Source organism: Stakelama marina (genome assembly GCF_018122655.1).
Taxonomy (GTDB): Bacteria; Pseudomonadota; Alphaproteobacteria; order Sphingomonadales; family Sphingomonadaceae; genus Sphingomonas; species Sphingomonas marina.
The window spans coordinates 172,362-189,961 of record NZ_JAGRQC010000002.1 but is presented as its reverse complement, the minus strand read 5'-3'; the positions used below and the strand labels follow the sequence as shown (position 1 = coordinate 189,961).

Here is a 17,600-nt window from a genome sequence, read left to right as displayed (position 1 = left end):
CGTGGGCGGTATTTTATGTCTATGGGAGGGAACACGCCGATGGACGCGCCTTCTCCCTATCCCTGGTTCGATGTGGTGATCATCCTTGCGCTGATCGCCCTGAACGGCCTGTTCGCCATGTCGGAGCTGGCGATCGTGTCCGCGCGCAAGGCGCGGATGGAGGCGCTTGCGCGCACCGGGCGGCCCGGCGCGGAAACGGCGATGCAGCTTGCCGCCGATCCCGGCAAGTTCCTTTCGACCGTGCAGATCGGGATAACGCTGATCGGTATCCTGGCGGGCGCCTATTCGGGCGCGAGCCTTGGCCATCCCACCGCCGACCGGCTGGAGGCGATGGGCATGTCGCCCGATACCGCGCAGACGCTTGGCTTCGCGATCGTGATCGGCGTGACGACCTATGTTTCCCTGATTATCGGCGAGTTGGTGCCGAAGCAGTTCGCGCTGCGCTCGCCGGAACCGATCGCTGCGCTCGTCGCGGTGCCGATGCTGTGGCTCGCCCGGATCACCGCGCCGATCGTGTGGCTTCTCGACGGGACGAGCGCGCTGATCTTTCGCCTGCTCGGCATGCGGCGCGAATCGGAAGACCGGGTGACGGCGGAGGAATTGCAGCTCATCGTGTCGGAAGCGACGCGCCACGGCGTGATCGAGGAGCATGAACGTTCGATCATCTCCGGGGTCGTGCGGCTCGCCGACCGTCCGGTACGCGAAGTGATGACGCCGCGCACCGATGTCGACTGGATCGACGCCGATCTCGACGAGGCGGCGATTCGCGAAAAACTGGTCGAGACGCCGCATACGCGGCTGCCGGTGGCCGAAGGGTCGGCCGATTCGGTGGTTGGCGTCGTCCAGGCGCGCGACATCGTCGCCGCGATCTTCCGCGGCGAAGCGCTCGACCTGCGCGCGCTGATGCGGCCCGCGCCGGTGCTGCCCGATCAGGTCGATGCGATGGACGCGCTCGATGCGCTGCGCGCCGCCGAGGTGCCGATGGGCTTCGTCCATGACGAATATGGCCATTTCGAAGGCATCGTGACGCCGGCAAACCTGCTGATCGCGATCGCCGGCGAATTCGCCTCCGACACCGATCCGGGCGAAACGCCGACGCTGGTCGAGCGCGATGACGGGTCGATGCTGGTGTCGGGGCAAATGGCCGCCGATTCGCTCGCCGACAAGCTCGACATAGAGCTTGCCGAAGACCGCGATTACGCGACCGTCGCCGGGCTGGCGCTGTCGGTGCTCAAGCATCTTCCCGACGAGGGCGAGCATTTCGTCGAACAGGGTTGGCGATTCGAGATCGTCGATATGGACGGGCGCAAGATCGACAAGCTGCTGGTCAGCGAAGCGCCGGCGGACGAATAGGCAGTTTCGCGCAGCGGCGCGAGGCAGAGGGGGGAGGCGAAGATGGACGAGGAAGCGCTGAAGCAACGGCTGGCAGACTTCATCCGGCGTATCTGGGACGAAGGCGATGCAGATGCGGCCGACGAGTTCGTCGCCGAAACCTATACCATCCATCACGATCCGGGCGATCGCTGGCACGGAATGACGCTCGACCTTGCCGGGTTCAAGGAAAGGGTCCGAACCTCGCGCGCATCATTTCCCGATCAGAAATTCGATATCCAGGGCATGTTCGCCAATGGCCGCGACATTGCGATGACGTGGTTCTGGGCAGCGACGCATGCCGGCGACATTCCCGGCTTTCCGGCCACCGGCAAGACAATCCGGATGTCGGGCGCGACTGTGTACGGCTTCGATGCACAGGGGCGGCTGACCGGCCATTGGCAGATCGTCGACCGGCTCGGCGTGTATCAGCAACTCCAGAAGAATCTGGCCGGCTGATCGGCTGCACTCGGGCGGCGGCCAGCCCTCACGGGCGGCGCGCGGTCCGAACGCTTGCCACCCGCGCCCGTCGCTCCTGCCTGCGCAGCAGCGACGGGCGGCTCTCAGCCCAGCTTGCCGAACTTCGCCTCGTACCCCTCGCGGTCGCCCTTGGCGAGCAGTTCGGCCTGCTCGATCCAGCGGTCGCGCGCCATCCTGCCCTTGAAATTCCCGAGCTGCGCGTCAAGCGCACCCGCTTCGGCGTCGGAAAGCGCGGCGATCTGTTCGAACTTGGTGATGCCGAGTTCGTTGAGGCGCGCGGCAACTTTCGGTCCGACCCCCTTGAGCAGCAACAGATTATCGCCTTCGGCACTTGCCGGAGCCGGAGCCGGAGCCGGAGCCGGAGCCGGAGCCGGAGCCGGAGCCGGAGCCGGAGCCGGACTGGGCGTCGGCGTGGCGACGGCTTCTCCGCTCGTTGCCGGCGGCGGTGGCGGACTGACCGGAACACTGGGAGCGCTTGGTGCGGGGCTGGGAGCGGTCGGTGCCGGTGTTGCCGGTGTTGCCGGTGTTGCCGGTGCGGCAGGCGCGGGCGGCGGCGGCGCCGTCGGTGCGGGAACGGGCGTATCATGCGACACGCGCTCGACCTTGTCCTGCGCTTCCAGCTCGGCCTCCGCCTCGTGCCGCTTGCGGCGAAGATGCGCTCCCCACCAGATGGCGAGGATCACGACGATCGCGAAGATTACGATCAGGACGAGGTTGGTGATCGTGACAGGCAACATTCTTTCCGCTGCTCCCAGTGGCGACGTCGATTGAAGCGACTGATCCATTCCGGCTCTCCGGCGCTACGCAGATACTGTTGTGCCTGCATAGCGCCGCTTGCTGCCCGGGCCAACCGATGCGCGAGCGTTCAGCCCGCTTCGCGCTCGACCTCTCGCCAGCCAATGTCGTGGCGGCAGAAGCCGCTGGCGAAATCGATCTGATCGACGGCGCGGTAGGCGGCGCCCTTCGCCTCGGTCACATTGGCGCCGAGTGCGGTCACGCCGAGCACGCGCCCACCGCTGGCGACCAGCGTCTCGCCGTCCATGCTCGTGCCCGCGTGAAAGACGATCGCGCCGTTTTCCTCCGCCTTGTCGATTCCGGAAATCGCGCCGCCCTTTTCGGGCGTGCCGGGATAGCCCTTCGCCGCCATCACCACGGTCAGCGCGGTGCGGGGTGAAAAGACCGGCCTGGGTTGGTCGGCAAGCTTTCCCTGCGCGCAGGCGAGCATCAGTGCGAGCAGATCGCCTTCGAAGCGCGGCATCAGCACCTGCGCCTCGGGATCGCCGAAGCGAACATTATATTCGATCAGCTTCGGCCCCGCCTCGGTCAGCATCAGCCCCGCATAGAGCACTCCGGCATAGGGAGTGCCCGCGCGCGCCAGCGCCTCGACGGTCGGACGGATGATCTCGTCGATCGCCTGCTGTTCCAGCTTGGCGGTCAGTACCGGCGCGGGGCTGTACGCGCCCATTCCGCCGGTATTGGGCCCGGTGTCGCCTTCGCCGACGCGTTTATGGTCCTGCGCGGAGCCGAACGGCATCACCGTCTTGCCATCGGTGAGCACGAACAGGCTGGCTTCCTCGCCGGTGAGGAACTCCTCGATCACGACATTGCCGCCCGACCGGTCGAACAGGCCGTCGAGCGCAGCCTCCGCCTCGTCGCGCGAATAGGCGATCGTTACGCCCTTGCCCGCGGCAAGCCCGTCGTTCTTGATGACCACCGGCAGTCCGAAATCATCGAGCGCCGCGCGTGCGCCGTCCAGCGAGGTAGCGCGCGCGTAACCCGCGGTCGGAATCTTCTCGCGCGAACACAGGTCCTTGGTGAACCCCTTCGACCCTTCAAGCTGCGCCGCCGCCTTGTCCGGGCCGAACACCGCGACGCCCATCGTGCGCAGATTGTCGGCAAGTCCCGCGACCAGTGGCGCTTCGGGACCCACCACGACGAACTCGATCGAGTTGCGCAGGCAGAAATCGATGATGCCGCGATGGTCGGTCGCGGCGATGTCGACGCATTCCCCGAGTGCCGCGATACCGGGATTGCCCGGCGCGACATAAAGCGTATCGAGCAGCGGCGATTGCGCGAGCTTCCATGCAAGTGCATGTTCGCGCCCGCCCGAACCTATCAGCAGGACGTTCATGCCCGACCCCCTCTTTGAAAATGGCAATTCGCGACTGGTAGCCGAGACCTTGCCCGGCGACAACGCCGCTGCTGTCACCGTCAGCGAATTGTCAGGGCGGCTGAAGCGGATGGTCGAGGGCGAGTTCGGCCATGTGAAGTTGCGCGGAGAGATTTCGGGGTTCAAGCGGGCAGCGTCCGGCCATGTCTATCTGTGCCTGAAGGACGAAAAGGCGGTCATCGACGGGGTCATGTGGCGCGGCGTCGCAAACACCGTTCCATTTGCCCCGCAGGACGGGCTGGAGGTCGTGGCGACCGGCAAGCTGACCACCTATCCGGGCCGGTCCAAATATCAGATCGTCATCGACCGGATGGAGCTTGCCGGCGAAGGCGCGCTGATGGCGCTCTTCGAAAAGCTCAAGGCAAAGCTCGGCGCCGAGGGGCTGTTCGCGACCGAGCGCAAGAAGCGTCTGCCCTTCCTTCCGCGCACCATCGGTGTCGTCACGTCGCCGACGGGTGCGGTAATCCGCGACATCCTCCACCGGCTGGAGGATCGCTGCCCGACGCATGTCGTAGTCTGGCCAGTAAAGGTGCAGGGCGATGGCGCCGCCGAAGAGGTGGCGCGCGCGGTGCGCGGCTTCGATGCGATGCCGGTGGACGGCCCCGTGCGCCGGCCCGACCTGCTGATCGTCGCGCGCGGTGGCGGTTCGATCGAGGATCTGTGGGCGTTCAACGAAGAGGTGGTCGTCCGCGCCATCGCCGATTGTTCGATCCCGGTGATTTCGGCGGTCGGCCACGAAACCGATACCAGCCTGTCCGATCATGCTGCCGATCTGCGCGCGCCGACGCCGACAGCCGCTGCCGAACTTGCGGTGCCGGTGGTGGCGGAGTTGCGCAACCTGCTCTCGACCATGGCGCTGCGCACCGAACGCTGCGCACGGCGCTATCATGAGCGGGGGCGCGAGCGGCTCGATGCGCTGGTGCGCGTGATGCCCAAGCGCGATGCGTTGCTGGGGCCGCAACGTCAGCGCGCCGACGAGGCCGCACGCGCGCTGGGCCTCGCGCTCGAACGACGGCTGACGGTTGCGCGGCGCGATCTCGACCGCGCGTCGGGGGCGTTGCGCCCGGCGATGCTCGCCCATCGACTGACGGCTGCGCGCGACCGGCTCGCGGCGGCGGGGCGGTTGCTTGAGGCGGCGCATCCCGAAAAGCCGCTCCAGCGCGGCTATGCCTGGGTGGAGAACAGGGTCGGCGGTCAGGTGGTAGCCACGGCCGATGCTGCGCGCGCGGCGGGCGCCCTGAAGCTGCATTTCCGCGACGGCGCGGTCGATGCCCGGGTTGAGCGCGGCGGCGGCAAGACCTATGACCCCGCCAAGGCCGAGCAGCCCAAGCTGCTCTAGTATGTGGTGTATTCGAGTTTGAAGAAGATGCTGATGTCCAACACCTCGCGCGCGGCAAAGCTGCGCTTCCTGCCGAATGGCTTTCGCGTGCTGTCGCCCGGCGATCATGTGCTGTGCGCCGTGAGTGGGGAGGCGATTCCGCTCGACGACCTCAAATATTGGAGCGCCGAGCGGCAGGAAGCCTATGCGAGCGCGGAGCTGGCGACGCAGGCGTTGCGCTCCTGATGCGGACGGGACAGCGTTGGGGCGCAGGGATTGCTGCGCTGGTGCTAACGGCTGGCTGCGCGATCGTGCCGCCGGCTGCCAATACCACGCCGCGGCGGGCGGAAACGGTGCGCGTGCAACCGGCGCCCGCGCCGACGCCGACACCTGCTCCCGCCGCCGTGCAGCGTGTGGCGCAAACCCCTCAGCGGACCGGCTTCACCTATCAGGGCGCCATGGAGCAGGGCGGGGCGGTCATCGGCACCGCGCCCAGCGACACGCGCTCGCTCACCTTCGACGGCAAGGAAATTCCCGTCGCCGATGACGGGCGTTTCCTGATCGCGTTCGATCGTGACCACGGCCCGTCGGCAACGCTGGTCGCGACGCTTGGTGACGGCACCACGGTTCGCGACACGCTGAACGTCGCGCCGCGCCAATGGAAGATTTCGCGCCTGAACAGCCTCCCGCGACTGTCGCAGCCGACCAAGGAGTTCCTCGCGCTGCGCAAGCCCGAGCTCGAGCAGATCCACGCCGCCCGCGCGATGCGCACAGGCGCCGATGGCTGGCGAGAGCATTTCATCTGGCCGGTCGAGGGGCGCGTCTCCAGCGTCTTCGGGTCGCAGCGTATCTACAAGGGCGGCGAAAAGGGCGCCTATCACTCGGGCGTCGATGTCGCGGTGCCGACCGGCACGCCGCTGCGCGCGCCCGCCGACGGCGTGGTGATCCTCGCCGCCGATCATCCCTTCACGCTGGAGGGAAATTTGTTGATGCTCGACCACGGCATGGGGCTCAACAGCGCATTCCTTCACCTGTCGAAGATCGACGTGAAGGTCGGCGACCATGTCCGCAAAGGCCAGGTGATCGCCGAAACCGGCGCGACCGGCCGCGCGACGGGCCCGCACGTCCATTGGAGCCTGAAATGGCGCGACGCCCGCATCGACCCGGAACTGATGACCGGGCCTATGCCGTAGGGACTGCGCCGCCCCGAGCTAGCCCGTAGCCTCATAAGCGCGGCGCAACGGGCGCATTGATGCGAGCTGTATCATGGCGAGGAAATTGGCGGCGAGCTTGTGGTAGCGTGTGGCGACACGGCGGAAGTGTGTCAGCTTGGAGAAGAGCCGCTCGGTCAGGTTGCGCTAGCGGCAAAGGCGCTTGCTGAAGCAGGATGGGCGTTGCTTTCGACAAGCCCGGTGTGAACTCCGCATCGCCAGGATCAACGCCTAGACGCCGTCCAGCCCGCACGCGTAACGTCGGGCTTGCTGTTTCGGCACCCCCCTACCGAATACCGGCATTGGAATTCCCCACCGGGAGCCTTGGAAGGGGCACGGAAGCGCACCGGCAGGCGCTACCATCTCAGCTCAAACTCGCGCTTCAGCAAAGCCGCGTCGTCTGTCCGCCCCTTCGTCGAGCCAAGCCTGACACGACATGCGTGCGCCGCCAACCTTTATGAGTTCAACCAATCGAAAATCTGATGCATTGCGGATTTGAACCCGCGCAGCAGATCTTGTTGTGACATTATGGTGACAGTTGCACTCGAAACCCGTGCCGCTGGCTGCGTGGTTCCTTTACAGCGGCACCAACCCTGTTCATCAAGCGGGAATGTCGCTTTTTAAAAGGCGGCGCGAATACTGTCAGGGAATCGCCGATTGCGCTCCGTGCAAACGGATCACGGCGGACTAAATGAGGGAACCTGCTTGTGAAAAGTAAATACCAATCATCATTGAAGGGGCTTCGTGGTAGCACGGCGTTGCGCACGCTTGCGCTGATCGGGGCCGGATTGGCTTTGCCCGCGATGATGGCTGCGCCAGCCGCCGCGCAGACCGCGGACAACGGAACGGCTCAGAGCGACCAGACATCCTCGGACCAGCAGGCGGCCGATCAGACCGCTGTAGGTACGGCAGGACAGGCGGCGTCGCAGGATCAGTCGACTGAGATTGTCGTTACCGGTTCGATTCTGCCGCGTACGAGCCTGGAAACGCCGTCGCCCGTGACCGTCCTCAGTTCCGAATCCTTGGAGCAGCGAGGCATTAACACGGTCGCCGATGCCGTGCAGAAGCTGTCTTCGAATGGCGCTGGTACGATCACCTCGGGCTGGAACGTTGGTTATAACTTCGCAACGGGCGCGAATGCGGTTTCGCTGCGTGGTCTGACGGTGCAGTCGACGCTGACCATCTTCGACGGGATGCGGATGGCGCCTTATCCGCTGGCCGATGACGGACACCGCAATTTCGTTGATCTGAACACCATTCCGGAAGGAATCATCGACCGGATTGAAGTTTTGCGTGACGGTGCTTCGTCCACCTATGGTGCGGACGCGGTTGCCGGCGTGGTCAACGTTATTACCAAGAAGGAAATCCAGGGCTTTCACCTGGACGGTTCGGGCGGCATTTCGCAGCGCGGCGACGCGGGCGAATACCGCATCTCGGGCGAGGCGGGTTATGGCAGCCTCGATGATCAGGGCTTCAATGTCTACATCGCCGGTGAGTATCAGAAGAGCCAGCCGCTTTATGCGCGCGATCGTGGCTATCCGTTCAATACCGACGATCTGAGCCGTATTTGTAACGATAGCGGCGCGTGTATGCCGAACTACGTTGCCAACGGGATTGGTGCAGATGGAACGTTCAACGGTCTGTCGTCGACGCCCATCTCTGTACTGCGGCCATACACCGCTGATGGTTCGACGGCACTCGGTCCCTATGAGGTGGCGAATAACGACTGCCAGTATCTCAATCCGGTCACGCTTAACGCTGCTCAGCAAGGCTCGACGACGAACGGGTATACCGGACCGGTATATGCTAGCAAGCAGTGTCAGCTCGACTACCGTCAGCGCTACAGCCAGCTCCAGCCGGAGCAGGAACGCCTCGGCTTCTCTGGTCGGGCTACCGCCAATGTCGGTGATAATGCTCAGGCATATGCAAGCGTCAACTACTATCAGGTCAAGACTCTGACCAATCTGTCGCCTTACCCCTGGGCCGGTCGGACGACTCCTCCGGGATCGGTGACCTATAGCCCGGTGTTCTTGCCGGTTTATGTCTGTCCGGAAGGCCAGTTCTCTGATCCGACGAACCCGGTCGACAATGGGTGCAACGCCACTAACGGTACGCTGAACCCGAATAACCCATACGCGGCGCAGGGCAATCTCGCGCGCCTTATCGGCCGTTACGATCGTCCGCGGCAGATTTATTCGAAGTCGCGTGCGTTGCGCGGCCAGATTGGCATTGACGGTTCGTTCGGCGACGACTGGAATTATTCGTTCGCCGCGGTCGCGTCCAATACCCGTTTGACCGTCAGGCAGAGCAACTACCTGATCCCCTCGCGGATCCAGGACGTGATTGCGAATGGTACGTACAACTTCATCGACCAGTCGCAGAATTCGGAGGAGGTTCGGAATTATATCTCTCCGGACAACACGACCATTTCCGAGTCGAATCTCTGGCAGGTGCAGGGAACGTTGGGTAAGGCGCTTCTGCAGCTTCCGGGGGGATCGCTGCAGGCGGCGGTCGGTGTGTCGTACCGGCATGAATCGATCGACAACCCGAGTGCTAACCCGGCCAACGATGCCCATCCGTATGACCGCTATTACGGCGTAAACTCGGTAGGTGCGGCCGGCAGCCGTAACGTGAAATCTGCGTTCTTCGAGATCAACGCGCCGATCCTCGATCAACTTGAGATCGACGCTTCCGGTCGATACGATGATTACTCGTCGGGTCAGAAGAACTTCTCTCCGAAGGTTGGCGCGAAGTTCACGCCCATCAAGCAGCTTGCCATTCGCGGCACGTTCTCGAAGGGCTTTCGTATTCCGAGCTTCAACGAAGCATATGGGCTTCCCACGACCGGATACGTCTCCAGCCAGGTCGATTGTTCGCAGTTCCCCGATTACTGTGCGGCTCACTCGTCGAGCGGTGACCCGGCGGATGCGAACCAGTATGCGACCGGAAACTACTCGTACGGCCTCACCTCGACGGGTAATCCGAGTCTGAAGCCGGAGAAGTCGACGAGCTACACTGCAGGTGTGGTGGTGCAGCCGGTTCGGCAGGTTAGCTTCACGGTTGATTACTGGCACATCAAGGTCAAGGACCTTATTGGCGGCGTGAACTATTCGGGGATCCCCGACCAGTATTATGCGAATAATGGCGTGGTGAACGTGCCGGGTGTGACAGTGCTTCCGGGCATTCCGGATCCTCAGTTCCCGAATGCCTTGCCGCAGCTCGGATTTATTCAGTATTCGTTCCAAAACGCAAACAGCCAAACCGTATCGGGGATTGATCTTGGCATGAATGCCAATGTCAATCTCACGCCGAACCTCAAACTGATCAGTAACGCGTCGGCATCTTATCTGATCAAGTATGAGAAGGTGTTCGACGACGGCACGGTGCAGCGGTATGATGGTACGCTCAGCCCCTGTGACGTGACGTCATGCTCGGGTGCCCCGAAATGGCGCGCTAACTGGCAGAACACCTTGCAGACCGGGCCGTATTCGCTGTCTGCCACGGCGTACTACACCAGTGGCTATGATCTGGCCTCGACCGACTACGGCGGCGTGAAGGGTGATTGCGCCAACAATGTGGGTGCGTCGGTTGTTACCTACAGCGATGGTAGCCCGGTGCTGTGTAAGGCGAAAGCGACGTGGAACGTCGACATGACGGGTAGCGTCAAGGTCAATGATCGTTTCACGTTCTACGTCAACGTCCTGAACGTCTTCGACATTGCTCCGCCGTTCGATCCGAGCGCTGCATACAGCATCTATCAGTTCAACCCGGCTTGGGCGGGACCGAACATCATGGGTCGCTACTTCCGCTTCGGCGCGAAGGTTGACTTCTAAACGAACGAAATAGGTACCATTTATGGGGCGGTCTTCTTCGGAGGGTCGCCCCTTTTTTTGGATTAGCCGTACCTTGCAGTTTCTCTATGTAGGATGACGCTCATGAAGAGCTTTTTTCTAATCACGGCAATATTGGTTGCTTTGAACCCTCCGGCAGGCGGGGCAGAAAAGTCTACCAAGCACGAAAAGCGCGTTTGCCATCGAGAGGCCAGTACAGGTTCGATCATGCCGAAGGTCGTATGTCGGACCGCAGCTGAAGCCAAAGCCGAAGCCGAGCGCGCTAAACGCGAAGCAGACGGCGCACGGCAGATTCAGCGGGAGCATATGCAAATGCAGACTCAGTCCGGTTCCGGCGGCTGAAACTGACCCTGTTGCTTCGCGACAGGGTCAGGCTACATTCGCGATCGGCGGAGTGTTCGACCTAAGTCAAGTCGATAAGGTCAGCCCCCCCCCATCGCCTTCATCGACCTTCACCGTCGCGCCGTCCTTGACCTTGCCCGACAGGATCATGTCGGCCAGCGGGTCCTGCAAATATTTCTGCACCGCCCGTTTCAGCGGGCGGGCACCATAGACCGGGTCGTAACCGACACGGCCCAGCCGGTCGCGCGCGGCGTCGGTCATGTCGATCTCGATCTTGCGATCGGCGAGCAGTTTCTGGACACGGCTCACCTGGATATCGACGATCGGCGCCATATGCTCGGCGCCCAGCCGGTGGAAAAGGATGATCTCGTCGAGCCGGTTGAGGAACTCTGGCCGGAAATGGCTGCGCACCACCTCCATCACCTGCGGCTCGACATCCTCGACCTTCTGCCCGTCGGACAGGTTGGTAAGGAAATTCGACCCCAGGTTCGAGGTCAGGATGATGATCGTGTTCGAAAAATCGACCACGCGTCCCTGACCGTCGGTCAACCGGCCGTCGTCGAGTACCTGCAACAACACGTTGAATACGTCGTTATGCGCCTTCTCGACCTCGTCGAACAGCACGACCTGATACGGCCTGCGGCGCACCGCCTCGGTCAGGACGCCGCCTTCCTCATACCCGACATAGCCCGGAGGCGCGCCGATCAGCCGCGCGACCGCGTGCTTTTCCATGAACTCGCTCATGTCGATACGCACCATTGCGTTCGAATCGTCGAACAGGAATTCGGCAAGCGCCTTGGTCAGCTCGGTCTTGCCGACGCCCGTCGGGCCGAGGAACAGGAAGCTGCCGAGCGGACGATGCGGGTCCTGCAAGCCGGCGCGTGAGCGGCGCACCGCGGTCGAAACCGCCTTTACCGCATCGGCCTGGCCGATCACCCGCTTGCCGAGCGCGTCCTCCATGTTGAGCAGCTTTTCGCGCTCGCCCTCGAGCATCTTGTCGATCGGCACACCGGTCCAGCGGCTGACGACCGAGGCGATGTCGTCGGCGGTCACTTCCTCGCGCAGCATCGCGCCCTCGGTCGCGCCCTGTGCCTCGGCCATCTGCTTTTCGAGCTGCGGGATGGTGCCATAGGACAGCTCGCCCGCGCGCGCGAGATCGCCCGCCCGCTGCGCCTGTTCGAGCTCGAGCCGCGCGGCGTCGAGCTGTTCCTTCAGCTTCGCCTCGGACTGGATCTTGACCTTTTCCGCCTGCCAGCGCTCGGTCAGCTCGGCCGACTGGCTTTCAAGGTCGGACAGCTCGTCCTCGAGCTTTGCCAACCGGTCCTGCGAAGCCTCGTCGGTTTCCTTGCGCAGCGCCTCGCGTTCGATCTTGAGCTGGATGATGCGGCGGTCGAGCGCCTCGATCTCCTCGGGCTTCGATTCGACTTCCATGCGGATGCGCGACGCCGCCTCGTCCATCAGGTCGATCGCCTTGTCGGGCAGGAAGCGGTCGGTGATGTAGCGGTTCGACAGCGCGGCGGCGGCGACGATCGCGCCGTCGGTGATCCGCACGCCGTGGTGGAGTTCGTACTTCTCTTTCAACCCGCGCAGGATCGAGATCGTGTCCTCGACCGTCGGCTCGTCGACGAAGACGGGCTGGAAGCGCCGCTGGAGCGCCGCGTCCTTCTCGACATATTTGCGATATTCGTCGAGCGTCGTCGCGCCGATGCAGTGCAGCTCGCCGCGGGCGAGGGCGGGCTTCAGCAGGTTGCCCGCGTCCATCGCTCCTTCGGACTTTCCCGCACCGATCAGCGTGTGCATCTCGTCGATGAACAGGATGATCTGGCCTTCGCCCGCCTTCACCTCGTCGAGTACGCCTTTCAGCCGCTCCTCGAACTCGCCGCGATATTTCGCGCCGGCGATCAGCGACCCCATGTCGAGCGCCATCAGCTGACGATCCTTCAGATTGTCGGGCACGTCGCCATTGGCGATACGCAGCGCGAGGCCCTCGGCGATGGCGGTTTTGCCGACGCCGGGGTCGCCGATCAGCACGGGATTGTTCTTGGTGCGCCGGGCGAGGATCTGGATCGTGCGGCGGATTTCCTCGTCGCGGCCGATCACGGGATCGAGCTTGCCGTCGCGCGCCGCCTCGGTCAGGTCGCGTGCGAACTTCTTGAGCGCGTCATAGCGGTCCTCGGCGCTCGCGGTGTCGGCGGTGCGCCCCCCGCGCAGCTCGTTGATCGCGGAATTGAGCGCTTCCGCCTTTACGCCTGCATCGGCGAGCGCCTTGCCCGCAGCAGTGTTCTTTGCGAGCACGAGCGCGAGCAACAGGCGTTCGACGGTGACATAGCTGTCGCCCGCCTTCTGCGCGACCTGTTCGGCCTGGTCGAGCACGCGCACCGCGTCGTTGGTCAGCCCCGGCGTTTGCTGCGCGCCCGAACCCGACACGCTCGGCACCTTGGCAAGCGCGGCATCGACTTCGCTCGCGGCGCGCTTGGCATCGCCACCCGCCTTCTGGATCAGTCCGGCGGCCATGCCCTCATTGTCTTCGAGCAGCGCCTTCAAAAGATGCTCGGGCGTGATCTGCTGATGGCTCATGCGGATCGCGACGGTCTGCGCGGACTGGAGGAAGCCCTTGGCGCGATCGGTAAATTTTTCGAGATTCATGCTTTTTCCCTGCTATCGTTCCCGAAAAGATAGTGTTGCACAAATGCAACACAAGGGGTTGGCTATCGGCAATGTGTGACTTAGCACGGCCGAGCGCAATCGGGGGATGATGCGGATATGAAATGGTTTTGGCGGATCGGCGGAGGACTGCTCGTCCTTCTCGTGCTGGTGGCGATCGGTCTGGCGGTGTGGGAACCGCTGACGGTCACGCGCGCCGCGCCGCCGCCCGCGCACCATTACGACGTTCGCATCGCGCGGGACGATTATGGGGTGCCGCACATCTTCGGAAAGACCGATCCCGACGTCGCCTATGGCATCGCCTATGCGCATGCGGAGGACGATTTCTCGACGCTGCAGGAAGTACTCGCGATGACGCGCGGCCGCCTTGGCGCGATGACCGGCAGCGACGGCGCAAAGACCGATTATGTGATGCATCTGCTCGACGTCCGCGGCACCGTCGCGCGGCATTATGACGAACAGCCCGCCGATGTCCGTGCGCTGCTCGACGGCTATGCCGCGGGGCTCAACCATTATGCCGATACGCATAAGGACCAGATCCGGCTCGCCAAGCTGTTTCCGGTGAATGGCCGCGACGTGGCGGCCGGGTTCGTGCTGCGCTCGCCGTTCTTCTTCGGTCTCGACAACGTCCTGGGGGCGTTGACCAAGGGCGAGCATATTCCTCGCGAGCCGAAGGGGCGGATGAAGCAGGCGCCGAACGTCACGCCCGCCGGCCCGCCCGAAATCGCCAAGGGTTCGAACGCCTTCGCGGTCGCGCCGAAACGCTCGGCGGACGGCGCGACACGGCTCGTCTCCAACTCGCACCAGCCCTGGCGCGGGGGTGTCGCCTGGTACGAACTCGTCGTCCATTCGGGGCAGGGTTGGGACTTTGCCGGCGCAACTTTTCCCGGCGCGCCCTATCCACTGCTCGGCCACAACAAGACGCTGGGCTGGACCAACACCGTCAACCGTCCCGACCTGATCGACGTGTACAAGCTCGCGCTCGACGACAGCGGCGAGCATTACCGGTTCGATGGCAAGATGATGCCGCTAGAACAGGAGCGCGTGTGGCTGCGGGTGAAGGTCGGCCCGTTCGTGCTGCCGATCCCGAAGACCGTGTACCGTGCGGTGCAGGGACCGGTGATCGAGAACGACAGGGGCGCGTTCGCGATCCGCTATGCCGGCATCGACGAGCTGCGCATGGTCGAGCAATATTACCGGCTCAACAAGGCGCGGAACTGGGCCGAATGGAACCGCGCGATGGCGATCCAGGGCGTGCCCGCGACCAACTTCATCTATGCCGACGATACGGGTCGCATCGCCATGATCTACAATGCGATGTTTCCGGCGCGAAAGCCCGGCTTCGACTATTCGGGCGTGCTCCCCGGCGACACCTCGCGCGACCTGTGGACCGGCACCGTGCCGTGGTCGGCGGTTCCGAAGAATATCGATCCCGCCTCGGGATTCGTCATCAACGCCAACGACACTCCGTTCCTCGCGGCGGGCGCGGGGGCGGAGCTCGACCCGAAGGACTATTCGCCGCTGCTCGGCATCGAGCACGACACCACCAACCGCGCCGTGCGCGCGGTAGAGCTTATGGAGGCCGACAAGTCGATCAGCGAGCAGGATCTCGAGCGCATAAAGTTCGACACCGCGATCAGCCGGCAGAGCTGGGCGTATCGCTGGTTCCAGGATATCCTCGCGGTCGATCCGCAGGGCGATGCGCAGCTTGCAAAGGCGCATGACGTGCTGGCGAAGTGGGACTGGAATTATGACGGCAAAGGCCCCGCCGACGCGCTCGCGGCAATGTTGCTCCGCACGGGCAACGAATGGCACTATTTCCGCAAGCCGGAAACCAGCCCGCGCGACGCGCTGAAAAAGGCTGCGGCGCATCTGCAGAAATATTTCGGTCGCCTCGATCCGCCGCTCGGCGAAGTGCTGCGGTTGCGGCAGGGCAAGGTCGATCTGCCACTCGACGGCGGGCCCGACGTGCTCCGCGCGATGGCGCGCTGGGACGTCGACGACGATGGTCGCCTCGCGGTGTTCCACGGCGACAGCTTCATCATGTTCATCACCTGGAGGCCCGACGGGAAGGTGCTGTCGAAATCGATCCAGCCGTTCGGCGCCGCGACCACGCGCCCGAAATCGCCGCACTATACCGACCAGATGAAGCTGTTCGCCGAGCACCGCTTCAAGCCGGTCTATTTCACCGCCGACGAACTGAAGGGCCATATCGAGCGCGAATACCGGCCGTGAACAAAGTAGTGCCCGAACGTTGCGCACCAATCGTCATCCCAGCTTTCGCTAAGGATGACGATGAGGAGGCCGTTACCCAACCTTCCCGTCACCCTCCCACGGCTTCTCGCGCAGGTTGAGGTGCGTCAGCTTCCTCTGCGCCAGCCTCGGCCCGAGGAAGCGGTAGAAATACCAGTCCTTCGCCGCGAACGGCGTGAAATGGTAGAGCAGCCGCTCGCCCATCGTCCACCGCACGCGCCGGCGGTCGGAGCGGCGCGGGGAGGGGATGCACCACAGCTCGTAGGGATAGGCCGCGCGGCCCTGCTTCAGCACGCGCTGCATGATCTCGTGGTCCATCAGTACATAGGGCCAGTATTTGTGGCTGTACCCGCCCGCCGCCTTCAGCGCGGCGGTGCGGAACGTCTGTCCGAAGCCGCCGGTATGCGTCTGTTTCGGCCATAGCCGGCTCGCCACCGCCGACCGCACGAAGCGCCTGCGCCGCGCCTCACGACCGTCGGGCGGGGCGGGGACGTCGACCGCCATCACCGCGACCAGGTCGTCCGGCCCCTTGTCATAGGTCGCCTGCGCCACTCCGAGATAATCGGGCGGATAGAAGGTGTCGGCATCGCCGAACGCGACGAACTCGGTATCGATGTGCGGCATCGCCGCTTCGAGCGCGTGAATCTTGCCGGGCGTGGCTTCGGTCAGGTGCCGCGCTTCGACACCGTCGAGCGTCGCTGCCACATTCCGGGCGATTTCCCCCGAACCGTCGGTCGAGCCATTGTCGATCAGGATCAGGCGAAAGCGCTTGAGCGTCTGGTCGCCCAGCGATTTCAACGTATCGGCCAGATAGTCCGCTTCGTTGTAATAGGCGATGACGAACGTCCAGCGGGGCGCGGTCATTCGGCAGCGATCCGCATCAGCGTCCGGCAGGCATGTTCGGACGAGGTCGGCCCGTGTGTCGCGACGACATGCGCGCGGGCTGACTCGCCCATCTGCGCGCGGCGCCTCGGGTCGTGGAGCAGACCGGAAACCGCGGCCTCATAGCTGTGGATATCGACCAGCGCACCGCACGAGCGCGGCACGACATCGGGGCCGAAATGATCGTTGAACGCGATGACCGGCAAGCCGCAGGCCATCGCCTCGGGGATCGCACGCGGATGATATTCGCGCCGTCCGGCGTGGAAATACAACCGCGACCGGTTGAGCAGTCCGGGCACCTCGCCATGCGCAACATGGCCGAGCCATTCGATCGCCGGATACCGCTTCGCAAGCTGCTTCGCCTGCGGCCCGCCGCCCGCCACCGCGATGCGATAGGTTGCCGAAAGCTCACCGATTTCGTCGAATCGTTTCCACCGCGCAAGCCGCGCCACGGCAACAACGTCCCAATCCTTGCGGCTGTCGGCAAGCGGCCGAAAACGCTCGGTATCGATGGTCTTGGGCAGCAGTTCCATCCTGTCGCGGGGGATGGGCTTTCGAAACAGGCGGCGCGGGGCGGCCAGCGCTTCGACCTGGATCTGCGATTCGGGGAACAGGAAGGTCGCGTGCGGCACGATCCGGCTCCAGTAATCGCCGCCGATGATGACCGCGAAGCGTCGGCGACCGGCGCGGAGCACCTTGTCGAACAGATGATATCCCGCACCGCCATTGGTGCCGATCAACACGAACAGGTCCGCCGGATCTTCGCGCGCGGCTTCGGCCATTGCGTCGCTGACATGATCGCGGCTCTTCGCTCCGGCGCGCGATGCTTCGAACAGGCGGATGGGGTAGGGCGACAGGCCGGGCAGGTCGGACTGCGTCTCGAACGCCTCGCGTCCGACGCCCCATAGCTCGACATCGACCCCCATCGCAGCTAACAGCCCGGGCATGCGGCGATCGCGATTGTCCCAGCGCAGCCATTCCGCCCGATCGGCGATCGTGTGATAGCTGGGATAGGTCAGGACGAAGATAATACGCATGGCAAGAATTTCGCTATCAGG

Annotated in this window: 13 protein-coding genes and 1 pseudogene; 8 read left to right on the top strand and 6 right to left on the bottom strand. The window is 64.0% G+C overall.

From position 1 onward, the window contains the following. The first annotated feature begins 39 nt into the window (after window positions 1-39). Together J7S20_RS07410 and J7S20_RS07405 are read left to right on the top strand one after the other, a co-directional pair. Complete coding sequence (locus J7S20_RS07410) at window positions 40-1,353, top strand: hemolysin family protein (RefSeq protein ID WP_284053607.1); 1,314 nt, start codon at window positions 40-42, stop codon at window positions 1,351-1,353. 42 nt (window positions 1,354-1,395) lie between these two features. Beyond that, window positions 1,396-1,830 carry an ester cyclase gene (locus tag J7S20_RS07405; RefSeq protein WP_284053606.1) on the top strand — a complete coding sequence of 145 codons (435 nt, stop codon included), beginning with the start codon at window positions 1,396-1,398 and terminating at the stop codon, window positions 1,828-1,830. A gap of 104 nt (window positions 1,831-1,934) precedes the next feature. Here J7S20_RS07405 and J7S20_RS07400 read toward each other — a convergent pair whose 3' ends face one another. Further along, window positions 1,935-2,588, bottom strand: coding sequence for a hypothetical protein (locus J7S20_RS07400; RefSeq protein ID WP_284053605.1), 654 nt, complete (start codon window positions 2,586-2,588; stop codon window positions 1,935-1,937). Window positions 2,589-2,716: 128 nt separating this feature from the next. After that, complete coding sequence (gene purD / locus J7S20_RS07395; protein ID WP_284053604.1) at window positions 2,717-3,982, bottom strand: phosphoribosylamine--glycine ligase; 1,266 nt, start codon at window positions 3,980-3,982, stop codon at window positions 2,717-2,719. On the opposite strand from purD, the gene xseA reads away from it, so the two are divergent. Genes xseA through J7S20_RS07380 form a run of 3 tightly spaced genes read left to right on the top strand, consistent with a single transcriptional unit; the run spans window position 3,981 to window position 6,532 of the window. Beyond that, window positions 3,981-5,360 carry an exodeoxyribonuclease VII large subunit gene (gene xseA, locus J7S20_RS07390; protein ID WP_284053603.1) on the top strand — a complete coding sequence of 460 codons (1,380 nt, stop codon included), beginning with the start codon at window positions 3,981-3,983 and terminating at the stop codon, window positions 5,358-5,360. The genes purD and xseA overlap by 2 nt on opposite strands. A 27-nt stretch (window positions 5,361-5,387) precedes the next feature. Then, window positions 5,388-5,585, top strand: coding sequence for a DUF2093 domain-containing protein (locus J7S20_RS07385; protein ID WP_284054034.1), 198 nt, complete (start codon window positions 5,388-5,390; stop codon window positions 5,583-5,585). After that, entirely contained in the window at window positions 5,585-6,532 is a 948-nt protein-coding gene (locus tag J7S20_RS07380) for a M23 family metallopeptidase (protein ID WP_430980916.1), read from the top strand. The genes J7S20_RS07385 and J7S20_RS07380 overlap by 1 nt, the downstream gene beginning before the upstream one ends. An 18-nt stretch (window positions 6,533-6,550) precedes the next feature. Here J7S20_RS07380 and J7S20_RS07375 read toward each other — a convergent pair. After that, window positions 6,551-6,697, bottom strand: a pseudogene (locus tag J7S20_RS07375) (IS5/IS1182 family transposase); the annotation flags it as partial. A gap of 560 nt (window positions 6,698-7,257) precedes the next feature. On the opposite strand from J7S20_RS07375, the gene J7S20_RS07370 reads away from it, so the two are divergent. Then, window positions 7,258-10,383 carry a TonB-dependent receptor plug domain-containing protein gene (locus tag J7S20_RS07370; protein ID WP_284053601.1) on the top strand — a complete coding sequence of 1,042 codons (3,126 nt, stop codon included), beginning with the start codon at window positions 7,258-7,260 and terminating at the stop codon, window positions 10,381-10,383. Between the two features lie 93 nt (window positions 10,384-10,476). Beyond that, on the top strand, window positions 10,477-10,743 hold the full coding sequence (locus J7S20_RS07365; RefSeq protein WP_284053600.1) for a hypothetical protein: 267 nt from the start codon (window positions 10,477-10,479) through the stop codon (window positions 10,741-10,743). A gap of 66 nt (window positions 10,744-10,809) precedes the next feature. On the opposite strand, the gene clpB is transcribed toward J7S20_RS07365, so the two are convergent. Further along, on the bottom strand, window positions 10,810-13,389 hold the full coding sequence (gene clpB, locus J7S20_RS07360) for an ATP-dependent chaperone ClpB (protein WP_284053599.1): 2,580 nt from the start codon (window positions 13,387-13,389) through the stop codon (window positions 10,810-10,812). A gap of 117 nt (window positions 13,390-13,506) precedes the next feature. On the opposite strand from clpB, the gene J7S20_RS07355 reads away from it, so the two are divergent. After that, the gene (locus J7S20_RS07355; protein WP_284053598.1) at window positions 13,507-15,642 is read left to right on the top strand and encodes a penicillin acylase family protein; all 2,136 of its coding nucleotides are present in this window, start codon (window positions 13,507-13,509) and stop codon (window positions 15,640-15,642) included. 72 nt (window positions 15,643-15,714) lie between these two features. On the opposite strand, the gene J7S20_RS07350 is transcribed toward J7S20_RS07355, so the two are convergent. After that, complete coding sequence (locus J7S20_RS07350; protein WP_284053597.1) at window positions 15,715-16,524, bottom strand: glycosyltransferase family 2 protein; 810 nt, start codon at window positions 16,522-16,524, stop codon at window positions 15,715-15,717. Beyond that, window positions 16,521-17,579: a glycosyltransferase gene (locus J7S20_RS07345; RefSeq protein WP_284053596.1), complete on the bottom strand. Its 1,059-nt coding sequence runs from the start codon at window positions 17,577-17,579 to the stop codon at window positions 16,521-16,523. The genes J7S20_RS07350 and J7S20_RS07345 overlap by 4 nt, the downstream gene beginning before the upstream one ends. Window positions 17,580-17,600: the final 21 nt, after the last annotated feature.

Bases quoted from the DNA above. Each gene is read 5' to 3' on its own strand.
- J7S20_RS07410 (WP_284053607.1), top strand. From the start codon at position 40: ATGGACGCGCCTTCTCCCTATCCCTGGTTCGATGTGGTGATCATCCTT.
- J7S20_RS07405 (WP_284053606.1), top strand. From the start codon at position 1,396: ATGGACGAGGAAGCGCTGAAGCAACGGCTGGCAGACTTCATCCGGCGT.
- J7S20_RS07400 (WP_284053605.1), bottom strand. From the start codon at position 2,588: ATGTTGCCTGTCACGATCACCAACCTCGTCCTGATCGTAATCTTCGCG.
- xseA (WP_284053603.1), top strand. From the start codon at position 3,981: ATGCCCGACCCCCTCTTTGAAAATGGCAATTCGCGACTGGTAGCCGAG.
- purD (WP_284053604.1), bottom strand. From the start codon at position 3,982: ATGAACGTCCTGCTGATAGGTTCGGGCGGGCGCGAACATGCACTTGCA.
- J7S20_RS07385 (WP_284054034.1), top strand. From the start codon at position 5,388: ATGCTGATGTCCAACACCTCGCGCGCGGCAAAGCTGCGCTTCCTGCCG.
- J7S20_RS07380 (WP_430980916.1), top strand. From the start codon at position 5,585: ATGCGGACGGGACAGCGTTGGGGCGCAGGGATTGCTGCGCTGGTGCTA.
- J7S20_RS07365 (WP_284053600.1), top strand. From the start codon at position 10,477: ATGACGCTCATGAAGAGCTTTTTTCTAATCACGGCAATATTGGTTGCT.
- clpB (WP_284053599.1), bottom strand. From the start codon at position 13,389: ATGAATCTCGAAAAATTTACCGATCGCGCCAAGGGCTTCCTCCAGTCC.
- J7S20_RS07355 (WP_284053598.1), top strand. From the start codon at position 13,507: ATGAAATGGTTTTGGCGGATCGGCGGAGGACTGCTCGTCCTTCTCGTG.
- J7S20_RS07350 (WP_284053597.1), bottom strand. From the start codon at position 16,524: ATGACCGCGCCCCGCTGGACGTTCGTCATCGCCTATTACAACGAAGCG.
- J7S20_RS07345 (WP_284053596.1), bottom strand. From the start codon at position 17,579: ATGCGTATTATCTTCGTCCTGACCTATCCCAGCTATCACACGATCGCC.